Annotated in this window: 11 protein-coding genes and 1 rRNA gene; 3 read left to right on the top strand and 9 right to left on the bottom strand. The window is 60.2% G+C overall.

Annotated features, from left to right (window positions below):
• A 5S ribosomal RNA gene (rrf, locus tag ACODTD_RS28495) occupies positions 1–108 on the top strand; the annotation flags it as partial.
• Positions 109–181: 73 nt separating this feature from the next.
• On the opposite strand, the gene ACODTD_RS28490 is transcribed toward rrf, so the two are convergent.
• The 4 genes from ACODTD_RS28490 to ACODTD_RS28475 form a co-directional block, all read right to left on the bottom strand.
• Complete coding sequence (locus ACODTD_RS28490) at positions 182–1,360, bottom strand: PepSY-associated TM helix domain-containing protein (protein WP_489105431.1); 1,179 nt, start codon at positions 1,358–1,360, stop codon at positions 182–184.
• Between the two features lie 75 nt (positions 1,361–1,435).
• Positions 1,436–3,937 carry a TonB-dependent siderophore receptor gene (locus tag ACODTD_RS28485; RefSeq protein WP_201818064.1) on the bottom strand — a complete coding sequence of 834 codons (2,502 nt, stop codon included), beginning with the start codon at positions 3,935–3,937 and terminating at the stop codon, positions 1,436–1,438.
• Positions 3,938–4,024: 87 nt separating this feature from the next.
• Positions 4,025–5,026, bottom strand: coding sequence for a FecR domain-containing protein (locus ACODTD_RS28480; protein ID WP_201818062.1), 1,002 nt, complete (start codon positions 5,024–5,026; stop codon positions 4,025–4,027).
• On the bottom strand, positions 5,026–5,526 hold the full coding sequence (locus ACODTD_RS28475) for a sigma-70 family RNA polymerase sigma factor (protein WP_041475098.1): 501 nt from the start codon (positions 5,524–5,526) through the stop codon (positions 5,026–5,028). The genes ACODTD_RS28480 and ACODTD_RS28475 overlap by 1 nt, the downstream gene beginning before the upstream one ends.
• Positions 5,527–5,837: 311 nt before the next feature.
• On the opposite strand from ACODTD_RS28475, the gene ACODTD_RS28470 reads away from it, so the two are divergent.
• Entirely contained in the window at positions 5,838–7,718 is a 1,881-nt protein-coding gene (locus ACODTD_RS28470) for a methyl-accepting chemotaxis protein (protein WP_011331841.1), read from the top strand.
• A 58-nt stretch (positions 7,719–7,776) separates the two neighbouring features.
• Here ACODTD_RS28470 and ACODTD_RS28465 read toward each other — a convergent pair whose 3' ends face one another.
• From ACODTD_RS28465 to ACODTD_RS28445, 5 genes are all read right to left on the bottom strand, one after another.
• A complete protein-coding gene (locus tag ACODTD_RS28465; protein ID WP_201818059.1) occupies positions 7,777–8,244 on the bottom strand; it encodes an SRPBCC family protein in 468 nt (155 codons plus the stop codon).
• A 23-nt stretch (positions 8,245–8,267) separates the two neighbouring features.
• The gene (locus ACODTD_RS28460; protein WP_489105430.1) at positions 8,268–11,657 is read right to left on the bottom strand and encodes a non-ribosomal peptide synthetase; all 3,390 of its coding nucleotides are present in this window, start codon (positions 11,655–11,657) and stop codon (positions 8,268–8,270) included.
• A gap of 13 nt (positions 11,658–11,670) precedes the next feature.
• The gene (locus tag ACODTD_RS28455; protein WP_011331843.1) at positions 11,671–12,600 is read right to left on the bottom strand and encodes a diiron oxygenase; all 930 of its coding nucleotides are present in this window, start codon (positions 12,598–12,600) and stop codon (positions 11,671–11,673) included.
• Entirely contained in the window at positions 12,597–13,370 is a 774-nt protein-coding gene (locus tag ACODTD_RS28450) for a DUF3050 domain-containing protein (RefSeq protein ID WP_011331844.1), read from the bottom strand. Before ACODTD_RS28450 ends, ACODTD_RS28455 begins: the two co-directional genes overlap by 4 nt.
• Positions 13,371–14,124: 754 nt before the next feature.
• Complete coding sequence (locus ACODTD_RS28445) at positions 14,125–14,835, bottom strand: GntR family transcriptional regulator (protein WP_011331845.1); 711 nt, start codon at positions 14,833–14,835, stop codon at positions 14,125–14,127.
• A 194-nt stretch (positions 14,836–15,029) separates the two neighbouring features.
• On the opposite strand from ACODTD_RS28445, the gene lapG reads away from it, so the two are divergent.
• Entirely contained in the window at positions 15,030–15,722 is a 693-nt protein-coding gene (gene lapG / locus ACODTD_RS28440) for a cysteine protease LapG (protein WP_007960234.1), read from the top strand.
• Positions 15,723–15,731 lie beyond the last annotated feature (9 nt).

Raw genomic sequence — 15,731 nt, 5'->3', positions numbered from 1 at the left:
CCATAGAGCGTTGGAACCACCTGATCCCATCCCGAACTCAGAAGTGAAACGATGCGTCGCCGATGGTAGTGTGGGGTTTCCCCATGTGAGAGTAGGTCATCGTCAAGATTGAATTCCGAAACCCCTGTCTGCTAACGCAGACAGGGGTTTTGTCGTTTCAGTGCCCACAAAAGTCCGATCTTCAACCCGCTCTGCGTGCCATGCTGCACCGACGAGCCTGCCACTTGCGCCACCAGATGTAGACGCCAGTTCCCGACAACCCCGCAATCAGAACACCCAATATCGCGATCATCACTTGCCCGGTGAAGCCTATGATCCGTCCCCCATGTATCGGCAATTGCAACCGATAAAACCGCTCTCCCAACGTCCCTTCTCCTGCGATCTCCTGCCCCAGTAATCGTCCGTCAGTACCGTGGAAGAACAACCAGGATTTACCGTGGGCCTCGGTGTCATGCTCTCCAAACCCCGCTCCGTAGAAGTTGTACTCAAAGCTGTAATACAACTCGCCGATCGCCGCTGTCAGCCCCAACCTTTTCCCCTCCTGCTGTGCCCTTTCGTATGCCTGTTGATAACTCAATCGGGTGATCCCCAGTTCTTCGGCAGGCATCCGCCCCCGCGCCTCATACACGCTCGGTTCAATCGGAGAAAACAACGACACCACCGGTTTGAAAACCTGGCTCGGCAGGTTCATCGCCACGCTGCTGACGGCGATCGGCAGCAACAACAACCACAGCCACAAGCCCCCTGCCCGATGCAGACCGAAGTTGAGTCGATAGGCATGACCGCCCTTGATCTTCCAGGCCATAGACCACTTCTTCCAGAACGGTTTACCCCGCGGCAACGTCAGCCAGAGGGCGATGAAGCAATCGATTACCCAGGCGATGGCCACCAACCCCATCAACAGCAAACCCCAGTTGCCGGGCAGTGTCAGGTTGTAGTGGAACTCGAGAATGAACGGAACGAAGTTCTCACGCTGGAAACAGCATTCGCCCCAGTAACGCTGGCCCTTTTGCTCGCCATTGACCGGGTCGAGATAGAACACTTGATTGCGTTCTTCAAACGGTTCGCCGGTCGCCGGACCATTCCGCGCAACCGCCGCGAGCAATGCCGTGTGGCCTGCCTCATTCGGGTACTCCATGTACCAGACCTGCAACTTCGGATGTGCCGATTGCAGCGCATCAACCAGCTCGCCTGGCGCTAGGCGCTCCCCCTCGGCCGACGCCGCGTAAAACTCCGGATTCAACCACTCATCCAGCTCATGATTGAATGCCAGAATGCTGCCGGTAATCCCCGCCAGCAGCAGAAAAACCGCCGTGGCCAACCCGATATACCGGTGCAATAAAACCAGAAACGAACGCATGAAAATTTCCCCACAGTTACGACAAAGCCAGCCCCTGAAATCAGGGGCTGGCTTTTTTATGCACAAGACAAAGGCTTAGAACTGGTAACTGACCGTGGCGGCGACGTTGCGCTCTTCGCCCATGTAGCAGAAGTCCAGACTGGCGCAGGAGGCTACGTAGGATTCGTTGGTCAGATTGTTCGCATTCAGGCGTACGTCGACACCCTTCAGACCGACCTTGCCGAGGTCATAGCCAATCGATGCGTCGAACAATGTGTAGGACGGCACCTTCATGGTGTTCTCTGCATCCGCCCAGCTATAGCCGACATAACGTACACCACCGCCCAGTCGCAGCCCGTCGAGTGCCGCGCTGTCGAACTTGTAGTCGGCCCACAGCGATGCCATGTGCCGTGGCGCCTGGGTTGGCGAGTTGCCTTTGTTCTCGATCACATTGGTCGGTGTGCTCAAGGTGCTGGTCATCGACTTCGAGTATTCAATGTCGGTAAAGGTGTAGCTGCCGAGGACTTTGAGGTTGTCGGTCAGCTGCATGTGCGCTTCCAGTTCCAGACCCTGAGAGCGGACAGCGCCTACAGCGCGATAGAAGTTTTCCTGCGGCAGTTTGGTCGCCAGGTTCTCCTGATCGATGCGGAACAACGAGGCGGTGAACAGATTGTCAGTACCCGGCGGCTGATACTTCAGGCCCATTTCCCACTGCGTTCCATCGGTCGGTGCGAGCGGATTGCCGGCGCTGTCAGCGTAGGAATTCGGGTTGAACGACTCGGAATAGCTGACGTACGGCGCGAGCCCGTTATCGAACAGATACAGCGCGCCGGCACGGCCGGTGAGCTTGGTGCGTCGATCATTGATCTCGGTGCCGACCGGACGGCCCGCTTCGGCGATACGGTTTTCGTCGGAGGTTTCCACCCAGTCCTGACGCAGTCCCAGCGAGAAGCGCCACTTGTTCATCTCGATCAGGTCTTGCAGGTAAACGCCGGTCTGCTCCAGGCGCCGCAAATAGCTGGTCTCGCCGTAAGGCGTGATAGCGGAATTGCCATACTCCGGGTTGAACGCGTTGATCGGCGCCAGGCCGCCACTGGTCCAGTCGACCACGGTTTTGCGTCGCTGATAATCCGCTCCCATCAACACTGTGTGCTTGGTCGCTCCGGTGAAAAATTCGGCCTGGAGCATGTTGTCGACGATGAACGCGTGGAGACGCTCGTCACCGCCGGTGTAGTAGCGATTCAGTTCGTTACTGGTCGGCGACGTCCAGCCATAGGCGTACACCTGATCCATGTTCACTTTGGAGTCGAGGTAGCGGAAATTCTGCCGCGCGGTGAAGACGTCGTTGAAGCGGTGTTCGAACTGGTAACCGAACGACTGCTGATCACGGGAGTAGCCATCGATGCCCGGCTCGCCTTCGAAGAAATGCGGCGAAATGCGATTGCCGTTGCGCTGATGAATCGTACCGTCGGCCGGCACGCCACCGTGGTAGCCGCCATCCGGGTCATGCTGCAGATACGCTTGCAGCGTCAGCGACGTGTCCTCGTTGAAATCGATGCTGACGGTCGGCGCGAGGGCGAAGCGCTTTTCCTTGTTGTGGTCGAATTGCGTGTCGGACTGATCCGTCAAACCGATCAGACGATAGGCGATGCGCTTGTCGTCATCGACCGGTCCGCTGAAGTCAAAACCGACACCGCGCTGGCCCTGAGTGCCGACGGTGGCCTGAACCTGGTGATAGGCCTCGTACAGCGGCTTCTTGCTGGTCAGCGCCACCAGACCGCCCGGCGAGCTACGGCCGTAAAGTACCGACGACGGGCCTTTGAGAATATCGACGCGCTCGAGGAAATACGGATCGACCTGCATCGTGCTGTAGGTGCCGCTGTCGCCCATCGACTTGAGGCCGTCGAGGTAGATGTTGTCCACCGAACCGTCGTTGAAGCCGCGCATTGCCACGTAGTCGTAACGGTGCGTGGCGCCGTAAGGATTGGTCAGCACGCCGGGGGTGTAACGCATGGCTTGGGACACGGTTTGCGAGCCCTGGTCATCCATTTGCTCACGGGTGACCACGGACACGCTTTGCGAAGTTTCCAGCAACGCGGTACTGGTCTTGGTGGCGATCTGGCTGTGCGTCGCGTTATAGCCATCCATGCTGCCCAGCGCGTTGCCGAGGGCGAAGCCTTTGATGTCGGTGGTCGGCAGGGCCAGTGCTTCGGTTTCTGCGACGGAGCGCAACACATAGCTGCTGCCGTCCTGGCTGACCGCCTCCAGACCCGAACCACCGAGCAGATGACTCAGCGCCTGATCGGTCGAATACTCGCCCTGCACGCCGGGTGATTGTCGGCCTTGAGTCTGCTGTGGGGTCATCGACAAGGTGATGCCGGCTTGGCGTGCGAACTGGTTCAGCGCCTCGCCCAATGGCCCGGCGGCGATGTTGTAGCGGTGGCTGCTGACCTCGCTGGCATTGGCCGCCATGCTCAGGCCCGGCAACATGCCAACACCCATTACGGTAGAAAACAGCGCCGCCCGAACGGCGTGGCGCAACAGGCCGGATTCGGCAGAGAAATTCAGAGGGTTCTTACAGGTAACGCGCGCAGTCATTGTAGGTTTCCGTAGGCAGTCGCGAAGGCTGAGTTGAAGTGCTTACTGACTAAGCCGGACTTGCCGCGAAAACCCGCCAAAACAATTTCAGGCCACAGACTCCAGCGTCACCCACCAATGGGTGCGGTAGCGCAATTGCACCGGCAGGGTCTGCGGCAGGATTGCCAGCAGCTTGTCGGTGTCCTCAAGACGGAAAACGCCGGACAGGCGCAGATCCGCAATGTCCGACGCACAACTCAGAAAGCCCTGACGATACCGACCGACTTCGTTGAGGAAGTCACCCAGCCGCATGTTGCGGGTCACGATCAGCCCGTCGACCCAGGCACCGGCGTCCATGTCCAACGGCGGCGCCGGGCGAATTTGATGGTGGTCGATCAGATAGCTCTGACCGGCGATGGCCTCCATCGAGTTGCCTGCGGAGTGAATTGCGACCCGGCCACTGGTGACGCTCAGGCGCGTGCATCCATCTTCCTGGCGCAGAATGAATCGCGCCTTGAACGGCTCGTAACTGCCATGACGACTCTGCACCCGCAGCGGTCGATCAATTGGCGCACCTTCATCGGCGCCACCGCAGGTGACGATGATTTCGCCACGGGTCAGCCTGATCAGCCGTTGCTGTGCGGTGTAATCGAGATCCACGCTGCTGGCGGTGTTGAGTTCGATCCGCGTGCCGTCCGGCAACTGGAAGCCACGGCGTTCGCCGGTGGCGGTGGCGTAGTCGGCGCTCCATTGTTGCCAGGCGGAAGTGTCGCTGGCCAGCCACCCCGCCGAACCCATCAACAGGGCGCCGGACAACAGCTTCAACGCCTGACGTCGACCCAGACCCTGCGCACTGTTTTCCAGCGTGTTGAATGCCACCTGCGCACCGGGCACGGCGCGCAGATTGTGGGTCAGTTCAGCTTGCAGAGACTGCACCCGTTGCCAGGCCAGTTCGTGGTCATGGTGTTCGGCGCGCCATTGTTCGCACTGGCGATTCAGGCGCGGATTGCCATGGTTGTTGCGCAGGCGCAAGAGCCAGTGAATGGCCTGTCGGACGACCTGTTGCGGTGGCTCGGCGCGACGGCCAAGCGAGAGGTTATCCACTGGCATCAGTTTTCGTACCGCAGCACGTAGCAGTGAAACAGGGCGTCGGCGACGTAGCGTTCTACCGAGCGCAGAGACAGTCCCATCTGCTCGGCGATCTGCTTGTGGGTCAAACCTTCGCACTGCGCCAGCAGAAATGCCTGACGCACTTTCGGCTTCAGGCCTTCAAGCATGCGGGCAATGCCCTCGAGCAGTTCGATCACCAATGCGCGGGATTCGCCACTTGGGGTTTCGGCTTCAGGCAAATGGGCGATGGTTTCCAGATAGGCGCGCTCAATTTCTTCACGGCGCCAATGATCTATCACCAAACCCCGGGCAACCGTGCGCAAGAATGCGCGAGGTGCCTTGAGTTCCAGACGCTCGGTGCGTTGCAGCAAACGCACGAACGTGTCCTGAGCCAGATCCGCCGCATCGGCGGCATTGCCCAGTCGCGCGCGCAACCAGCCGTTGAGCCAGCCGTGATGACTACTGTAAAGCGCCTGTACTGCAAACTCAGATGAGGACATGAACGCGACAGCCCGAACGTCACAAATGATAATTAGTCGCATTGTCATCAAGGGTTACAGAATTTGCAACCGGCGCTGCAAAACAGTCATCAAAAAATGACAAGCGAACGCTCTGGCACGCCGTTCGGCGGGAATCTGCCAGAAATGCCGTCCATTTCCTGCAAAGCCCTAAGTTTTATCCGAAGCGTGCCGACAGACTGGTGAGACATGCGTGCACCAAAGTAGAGCAGCCGTCAGAACGCTGCCTGCGCTGTACATGGAATGTTGCATCCGGAACGCATCCCCACTTTTCGCATAAGAAGTCCCATGAAATGAATCTCAAGTTCAGCCATAAAATCCTGCTGGCCGCCTCGGGCGTTGTGGTCCTGGCGTTCGCGCTGTTCACTTTGTACAACGACTATCTGCAGCGAAATACGATTCGCCAGAACCTCCAGTCCTCGGTCCAGCAGGCCGGTGACCTGACCGCCAGCAGTGTGCAGAACTGGATGAGCGGACGGATTCTGGTGCTGGAAAACCTCGCGCAGAACGTCGCTCATCAAGGCAAGAACGCCGACTTCCCGGGCCTGGTCGATCAACCGGCCTTCACCTCGAACTTCCAGTTCACCTACGTCGGCCAGGCCAACGGTGTGTTCACCCAGCGCCCTGACGCGAAGATGCCGGACGGCTACGACCCGCGTCAGCGCCCGTGGTACAAGCAGGCCGTGGCCGCTGACCAGACCATGCTGACCCCGCCATACATGGCTGCCGTTGGCGGGCTGGTGGTGACCATCGCCATGCCGGTGAAAAAGAACGGCGAACTGCTCGGCGTAGTGGGCGGTGACCTGAGCCTGGAAACCCTGGTAAAGATCATCAACTCGGTGGACTTCGGTGGCCTGGGCCACGCGTTCCTGGTCAGCGGTGACGGTCAGGTAATCGTCAGCCCGGACAAAGACCAGGTGATGAAGAACCTCAAAGACATCTACCCGAACGCCGGTGTGCGCATCGAGAAGGGCAATCAAAACGTGGTGCTCAACGGCCAGGAACGCATCCTGTCGTTCACCCCGGTTGCCGGTCTGCCGAATGCCGAGTGGTACATCGGTCTGTCGATCGACCGCGACAAGGCCTACGCCGCACTCAGCCAGTTCCGTACCTCTGCAGTGATTGCGATGTTCGTTGCGGTGGGCGCGATTGCAGTGTTCCTGAGCCTGCTGATCACCGTGCTGATGCGTCCGCTGATCACCATGGGCCGCGCGATGCAGGACATCGCCCAGGGTGAAGGTGACCTGACCCGTCGTCTGGTAGTGGAAAGCAAGGACGAGTTCGGCGAGTTGGGCAGTTCGTTCAACCAGTTCGTGGAGCGGATTCACGCTTCGATCTCCGAAGTGTCTTCCGCGACTCGCCACGTACACGATCTGTCCCAACGGGTGATGGCATCGTCCAACGCTTCGATCATCGGCTCCGACGAGCAAAGCGCGCGCACCAACAGTGTCGCTGCGGCGATCAATCAGTTGGGTGCCGCCACCCAGGAAATCGCCCGCAACGCCGCCGACGCTTCGCAACACGCCAGTGGCGCGAGCGAGCAGGCCGATGACGGTCGTCAGGTGGTCGAGCAGACGATTCAGGCCATGACCGAGCTGTCGCAGAAGATCAGCCTGTCGTGCACCCAGATCGAAACCCTGAATGCCAGCACCGACAACATCGGCCACATTCTCGACGTGATCAAAGGCATCTCCCAACAGACCAACCTGCTGGCGCTCAACGCAGCCATCGAAGCGGCCCGTGCCGGTGAAGCCGGACGCGGTTTTGCGGTGGTGGCGGACGAGGTGCGTAACCTCGCTCACCGCACTCAGGAATCGGCGGAAGAAATCCACAAGATGATCACTTCGCTGCAGGTCGGCTCCCGCGAAGCGGTGACCACCATGAACGCCAGTCAGGCGTCCAGCGAGGAAACCGTTGAAGTGGCGAACCAGGCCGGTCTGCGTCTGGTCAGCGTGACCCAGCGCATCGGCGAAATCGATGGCATGAACCAGTCGGTGGCCGCCGCTACCGAGGAACAGACTGCCGTGGTGGAAACCCTCAACGTCGACGTCAACCAGATCAACCTGCTGAACCAGCAGAGCGTGGCCAACCTCAATGAAACGTTGAAGGATTGCGATGCGTTGTCGCAGCAGGCCAACCGTTTGAAACAGCTGGTCGACAGCTTCAAGATCTGATCGCTTGCGGTAAAAAACAGCCCGCTGCGGAGTGATCCGCAGCGGGCTCTTTCATGCCTTACACAAACAGCTTCAGCACATTGCCCATCGCGTCATCGGCAAACCCCTGCACGAAATCCTTGAACCCCGGCAGCGCCTCGGGCCCACCGCTGGCCGGCTCGGCAATGATCGTCCAGGTCGCCCGCGACTTGCCCGCGCCTAGTGACTCCACATTCATCGCCGCCCACAGATTGGCCACGCCCAGGGTGTTGTAGATGGTGGTCCAGGTCATGCTCAGCGCGTGGTCGTCCCGTGAGTTGAGTTGCTCGACCACGACGTTGCCATCCTTGAAGAACTTCTTGCGCAGCGAAGACACGCCTTCGCCGGTCATTTCGATGTGCGACAGCGCCGGAATGAAACGGTCGAAACCGTCGAATTTACCGACCACTGCCCACACTTGCCTGGCGTCCACCGGCACTTCCACCGAAGATACGACGTGGCAGCCGTGAGGGTTTTTGATCAGGGTGTCGGGTTGCAGATTGCTCATGGTGTTGCTCCTTGGTTGATGAGTCAGATGAAGTTGATTTCTTTCAGGTAGTCGCAGCCGCGACGCAGCAGCGCCGGGGATTTTTCCGGGTAGTGCGCGCCCATCTGCTGCACGCCGGCCTGGGCGTTGGCGTGGCCGATCAGGGAGATGTCGCCGATGTCTTCCTCGAAGCCGTTGAGGTAGAAACCGAGCACGCCGAACAGCGCGTTATCCGCATCGACCCGGCCCAGTTGCTGCTGCCAGTCGGCGACGCTGACCAGCGAAAACTCGCTGCCGGTTTCGCGAAACGACGCGACGTAGGCATCCCAGCTCAGGGGCTCCGGGTTGTGCAGGTTGAACACCGCTCGTTCCGGCGAATAACGGCTGGCGTGGAAGGCGATGAAACGGGCGAGGAAGTCCACCGGCATCAGGTCGAAATTCAGCGCGAAGGCCGGCACCTGACCGAGCTGGATCGAGCCCTTGAGCATCAGCATCAAACGGTTCTTGTGCGGCTGGCAGACGCCGCTGAGGCTGTTGAAACTGATGTTGCCGGGCCGATAAAGATTGACCCGCACCCCGCGTTCCCGCGCCCGTTCGAGGATGCGTTCACCGACCCATTTCGACAGGTTGTAGCCGTTGCGGATGTAGATCGGCGGCGTCGGTGCGGCGGGCAGTTCCAGCACCCGGCCTGCGTCGTCGACGGTACTGGACGCCGACAGCGTCGAGACGAAATTGAACACCTTCTTGCTGCGCCCTTCGCACAGCCGCACCAGTTCGAAAATCGGCTCGACGTTGTCCGCCGCCAGCGACTCGTAATCGAGCACGTGATTGACGTTGGCGGCGTTGTGTACCAGCGCGCCGAACTCGCGATCCAGTCGCTCGAAGTCCCCATCAGCCAGGCCCAGTTGCGGCTGTGTAATGTCTGCCGAATAGATCCGCACCCGACTCAGGTCCAGATGCTCCAGCCGGTTCTCTCGCAACGATTGGGCAAAGCGCTGCGCCGCGGTTTGCCCGCCGCCGTCGCGCACCAGACACGCCACCTCGCTGGCGCCCCATCCCAGCAGCGCCTCGACGATGTGCACACCGACAAAACTGTTGGCGCCGGTGACGATCACCTTGTGCACATCGCCCATGCGGCTGATCGGCAATGGCTCAATTTCCAATGGTCGCTCGGCGTCGGCCATCGCCTGGGCGCTGAGCACCGCGCTGTCATCGGTGCCGCGTACCAGGGTGGCGAGCTTGGTGATGGTCGGCAGTTCAATGAAGCGGTTGATCGAAATGCTGCGGCCGAACTCTTCCCGCAGACGCAGGAGCATGCGTGACAGCAGAATCGAGTGACCGCCGAGATTGAAGAAGCTTTCGTCGGTGGAAATGTCGCTGATCGGCAGCTCCAGCAACTCGCCCCAGATTTCCAGCAGCAGCGCTTCGTCGGCGTTGGCCGGCAGGCATTTCGGGCCGCTGTCCTGCACGCTGACCGGCAGTTCCAGCAGCGCCTTACGGTCGACTTTACCGTTGGCGGCGAATGGCATGTTCGGCAGTTCCGTCCATGCCACCGGTTGCATGTAGTCGGGCAAAAACTGCTGCGCGTGAGCTTTCAAAGACTCCCGTGCGGCATCCGATTGCGGCTGGGCGAGGAACGCCAGAATTCGCCGCTGACTGTCGATCACCACGGCGATCTGCCGATACAGCTGGCTCTCGCGCAGGCACCGCTCGATTTCTTCCGGCTCGACCCGGAAGCCGCGGATCTTCACCTGATTGTCGCGGCGTCCGCACAGCTCGATGCCATCCTCGCCCCACTTGGCCATGTCGCCGCTGCGGTAGGCGCGCAGACGTTGGCCGTCAGGCAATTCCAGATCCAGATAGCGCTCCGCCGTCTGCTGTGGGTTGTTCAGGTAACCCAGGCATACGCCGGGACCGACGATGAACAGCTCGCCCACCGTTTGCTCCGGCACCGGTTGCAGGTCGTCATCGAGGATCAGCACCTGACTGTTGGCAATCGGCCCGCCGAGGGTGCGATTGCTGTCGCCCGGTTGCAGTTGCCGCGCGGTGATCAGCACCGTGGCTTCGGTCGGGCCGTAGAGGTTGTGCAGCTTGCCCTGACGCGTCAGTTGCTCGATCACGAACGGTTCACACACGTCGCCGCCGGTCATGATCTGCCCGACGCTTTGCAATTGCTCCAGCGGCAGGATGCTCAACAGCGCCGGCGGCAGGAACGCGTGGGTCAGTTGCCGGCGGCGGATCAGCGCCACCAGTTGCAGCGGATCGCGGCGCTGGTTGTCATCGGGCACTACCAGTTCCGCGCCTTCGAGCAGGGTCGGGAAAATATCGATCAGCGACGAGTCAAAACTCAGCGACGAGAACTGCAACACCCGACTCTCGGCGTGCAACTGCACATAGTCGGCGTACCACGCGGTGAAGTGCGCGAGGTTTGCCTGACTGAGCAGCACACCCTTCGGATGCCCGGTGGTGCCCGAGGTGTAGAGCGCCATGCACGGCGTGTCGAGCTCGGGCCGGTGGTGCATCAACGGTTGCGACAGATCGGCGTCGGTGCTGTCGATGCGACAGACATCCAGCCCCGGCATCGAACCGCTCAGCGGGTGTTCGCCGTCGTGCAGCAACAGCACCGCCCCGGCGTTTTCCAGAATGTACTGCTGGCGCTGAAGCGGATGGCTCGGTTCCAGCGGCAGGTACACCGCGCCGCTGCCGAGAATGGCCAGGATAGAAGCAAACAGCGCATCGCATTTCGGCAGGCAAATCCCCACCACCCACGGTTGCGGTTGTGCCTCCAGCATTGCCAGCAACCGTTGCTGGATCGCCCGGCTGTGATCATGCAACTGGCGATAGCTGATCGACTGCTCTGCGAGGTGCAGTGCCGGGCGTTCCGCGTGTTCGATCAGGCTCCGTTGCAGCCGCTCGATCACCGGGATCTGCGCCTGTTGCAACAACGCCGGATTGGCCGTGGCATTGAAGCGATGGACATAAGCCAGGCTGTCGAGAAACAGCAGGTTTTCCACCTGCTCGAAGTCCGGCGCACGAGCCGTCTCTGCGTGCTGGAAATACTCGGCATCGCGGGAAAAACGACTGACCAGCAGCGCCACTTCGTCCACCACCTGCGCCAGTGCTCGCTGGCGCAGGGCCTGACCGTTGCCGGACGGTTCGTCGGCGATGGGCACGCGGCTCAGCAGCGTCGAGTTGCACAGGCACAGCAGATCAAGCACCGGCAAACCGCCGGCGCCCGTTGCACCGATGCCCAGACGCAAGGTCAGGTACGGTGTCGTGCCATGATCCTGCGGCGCAAGGCTGCCGTCATCGATCACCAGGTCCATCGACGGAGCGGTTTCTGTCAGCAATGAATGACCGTGTTGTTCGAGCTCCTGCGCCAGGTCGGTCAAGGCCTGGCTGCGGCCCCTCAGCAAAATGTCGAGACGTCTCATGTCAGCCTCCTTGTCAAACCAGGTAGTCGCGCAGGGCGTGCTGCACGCACGGAGTGTCGAGCAGTGAGCTGTTGTGGAAAAAGCGCACGATGTTGCCCACCAGCGGGTGATGACGATTGATCGGGAAGGCCAGTCCGGCCATCTCGTCCTTCAGCGCTCGACGCGTTGCATCGTTGACCGGCAAGGCATCGATCAGGCGCAGGTCGAAGGACTTCTGGATGTCGTTGGTCAGGTAATGGCCGATGAACACCGGCAGGATCTGCGCGATGCATTCGCGATCCGCATCGCTCGCGGTATGCCAGTAGATACGCACCATCCGCGCCCAGAAATTCGAGTGCCGGCCCTCGTCGAGCAAGTGGTCGGCCATCAGGCCCTTGATCGACGGCTTGACCGTGTCGTCCCGGGCGAACGCTGCGACATCGCCGGTCACGGTGTTCTCGGCGATGGCGACGCAGATCAGTTCCACGGCGCTGCGCAGGTGCTCCGGGGCCAGTTCGACGGCAGCCGGAATCGCCCGGCTCAGTTCGATTTCATTCGGCAGCTCGATCGGCTCGACGCCGGTCATGGCCACGGTCTGCTGCATGAAATCCATCGCTACCAACGCGTGGTAATCCTCGTCCACCACCACGGTCATGGCGTCGTAGCGACAGGCGAACGGGAAGGCCACGGCGAAGCGGTTCTTGGCGATGCTGCGCGCGGTTTTGTCGACGATCTCGGTTTCGAAAATCACCACGTCGTTGATGAATTTGTACAGCGTCTGCACCAAGGCGAAATCACGCTGTTCCGGGCATTCGCGCAGGAAGGTTTCGCTGAGCACCAACGGCTGGCGGCTGAGCGGATAGATCAGCCGCGCGTCGCCCTCCAGCACGCGGCGTGGTCTGGTGCGAATGGTCGCGCGGCTTTCCCAGGCGTCGGCGAAAGACTGGTAGTCGGCGGCGTTCATTGGGCCACCTCCGCCAGCGGTTCGCGCATGCTCAGGCGCAGACCGTCCCACAGGGCGATGCGGCTTTCCACGGCGGCGATGGCGCTGGCGTAGACCTCGGCTTCGCGCTGCGGATCGCCGTCCACCAGTCGATCCAGCAGTTGCTCGGCGGCCGGGCCGTGGTCTTCGGAGTCGACCTCGATGTGTCGCTCCAGGTAGTAACGGAAGGTCGGCGCCTGCTCGACGCCAATGCCCCAGGCATCGAGCATGCGCTGGAACATGGTCGGGATCACGCTCTCGCGACCGTGCAGGAATGCGGCGGCAACGCTGTGACCGGGTGCATTCAGTGCGGTGTGCAAGGTGTCACGGACGAATCGCGCCGCCGCTGGATCAACCTCGACGCTTTGCAGGGCGACGTCGTAACTCACGCCTTCCTGTTGCAGTGTCACGAAGCGCTCCACCGCTGTCGTGTCCGCACCGACTTCGCGCATCGCATCGAGGTACAGTTCGAAGTGACTGTAATGCCCGTGTGACAGCCGATCGTCCGATTCTTCGCCGAGCACGATTTCATTGATCAGTCGTGCCGCGCGCGGATCCCGTGGCGGCAACCACGGCAGGCGAGTGCAAGTCAGTTCCTGCTGCAGGCGCTTGGTCAGTGACATGAAGTCCCAGACGGCAAATACATGGGATTCCATGAACCGGCGCAATGTCGCCAAAGAATCGATTTCGGAAAAGATCGGATGAACGCTGAGTTCGGCTTTCTTTAGTGTAAGTTGCTCTTTGGTTGGCATGGTTGCGAGACTCTGGCTAATAGGGAATAGGGATTGCTCAATCAATTGCTAATAACGTTGAACAAGTTTCTCCAGGCGAACGACAGCCTCATTCGGTTTCGATGAAAACAGGCAATGTCTGAAGGGCCCGATACAGCAGCGGACGGTCAAGCCGTAGCAATCGAGGCCGTACTGCAAGGTTGTGCCGGGTTTGTCATTTCGGATCCAAACTCGGCGAAGAAAAACTAATACATCGCAAAACAACTTAACAAGTTTATTTTTAATTATTTTTAGTTGGTGGTTTTTGAAGTATGAGTGGGCCTGATAAAACTTATAAGTTAAGTTTTATTTGGGCGTAGTTACTCCTTTCGGCGGTTAATGGCCAAAATTGAACGACAAGAGTGAATGCCTCACTCGAAGCAACTTTCCAATTGAGTATTTGAATGAATATGAGGGGATGAAGTCGGGCTGTGATGGCGCCGTTTCTTCCTGTTCCCGTGACAAGGCTCCTTCCGTAGGTTCCTGGTGCGGGGACTGCTGCCGGGGCGGCGCGTCCCCGTTCTATATTGGGTTGGCGATCCAAGGGTGCGCGTAAATCGGCGCCGCGGCTATCGTCGAAAATGACTTCCTTGCGGTGCAAATTCCGGGCTGTTCAAAGCAGGGGGGAGGTTAGAGCGCAGGCATCGATGTGCCACGGCAAATGACCGTGACCGGTGGGGGGATTTGTAAGCGGGTTATTCGCCGGGTGAGTGGAGGCTCACCCGGGAGGGAGGATTCAGCGCGCCGCTTTGCGGCTTTGGCCGGCGGAGCTGGCCAGGTAACGGGTGATCACCTCGACACCGCGATTGAGGTGCTGCTCCAGCAGTGTCACGGCGTGCGGTGTGTCACGCTCTTTCACGGCCTGCAACAACGCGCGGTGATCGTCCTGGGAGAGCTTGCCCAGGCCCATGGCCTCGAGGTTGAAGCGCAGGAAGCGTTCTTCCTCATTCAAGCCGTCTTCCACCAGCCGCAACAGCCGGCCATTGGGCGCCTTGCTGTAGAGTGCCATGTGAAACAGACGGTTGAGCCGACCGATTTCGGTGTAGTCGTGTTCGATTTCCAGTTCTTCGATGTAGCCGGCCGCGCGTTCGTGATCGGCCGGGGACAGCAGCGGGATCGACTGGCGCAGCGCTTCGGACTCCAGCAGGATGCGCAGCTCGTAGGTTTCCGTTGCATCGCCCTGGATCAGCGGCGCCACCACCGCGCCTTTGTGGGCAATCACGTTGAGCAGGCCCTGGGCTTCGAGTTGACGCAAGGCTTCGCGTACCGGCATGCGGCTGACGCCGAACAGATCGGCCAGATCCTGCTGGCGCACGGCGGTGCCGCAGGGCAGGCGCCCGTCGAGAATCGCGGCGCGCAGGGTTTCTTCGATGACCGAGCGTGCCAGATGCGCGGGAATCGGGCCGTCGACTTTGATGCTGTGGAGTGGCTTGGGCTTCTGGGTCACAACTGCACACCCTATGACTGCGATATTTGGATCCAAAGGACACTAGTGATTGCTCTACAGGTTGTCAAACCGTGTAGAAGAACCCTGTCACATCTGAAGTTTAGCGCGCCAGCGATGATCTCAGGGTGCCATTGTTTTTTGCTGGGCTAACCTTCACCATCAAGCGCTTTCTTCTCTGCCCTGGATGCCTTGCATTGGCGGTACGTTTCGCAATCCCACGGATTGCGCGCTGGCTTGCCTGCGCGCTGCTGCTGGCCGGCATCATGCTGGGCGGCCTGCATGCCGATTGGGATTTTTCCGCGATCAGCCGCAAGGCCACGGCACTGTACGGGCCGTTGGGTGCCGGGCAACAGCGGATCGATGCCTGGCAGAATCTGCTGGCCACACAGAAGCAGGTCAGCGAGATGGAAAAGCTCAAAGTGGTGAACCTGTTTTTCAACAAACAGATGCGCTACGTCGAAGACATCGATCTGTGGCACGAGGTCGATTATTGGGAAACCCCCATCGAAGCCTTGTGGAAAGGCGCCGGCGACTGCGAAGACTACGCGATCGCCAAGTATTTCAGCCTGCGCCACCTCGGTGTGGCCAGTGACAAGTTGCGCATCACCTACGTAAAGGCCCTGCGCCAGAACCGCGCGCACATGGTCCTGACTTACTATTCCAGCCCTGACGCCATGCCGCTGGTGCTCGACAGCCTGATCGACCCGATCAAGCCGGCCGCCGAGCGAACCGATTTGCTGCCGGTCTACTCTTTCAATGCCGAAGGTTTGTACCTGCCGGGAGCGAAGGGCAACAAGAAGGTCGGTGACACCAAACGCCTGTCACGCTGGCAGGATGTGTTGAAGAAAATGCAGGCCGAAGGATTTCCGGTCGAGACGACTAACTAGGAGCACGCG

It is taken from the genome of Pseudomonas sp. FG35, assembly GCF_057809295.1.
The sequence above is the reverse complement of the archived record's forward strand: the minus strand, read 5'-3'. Positions and strand labels throughout refer to the sequence as shown.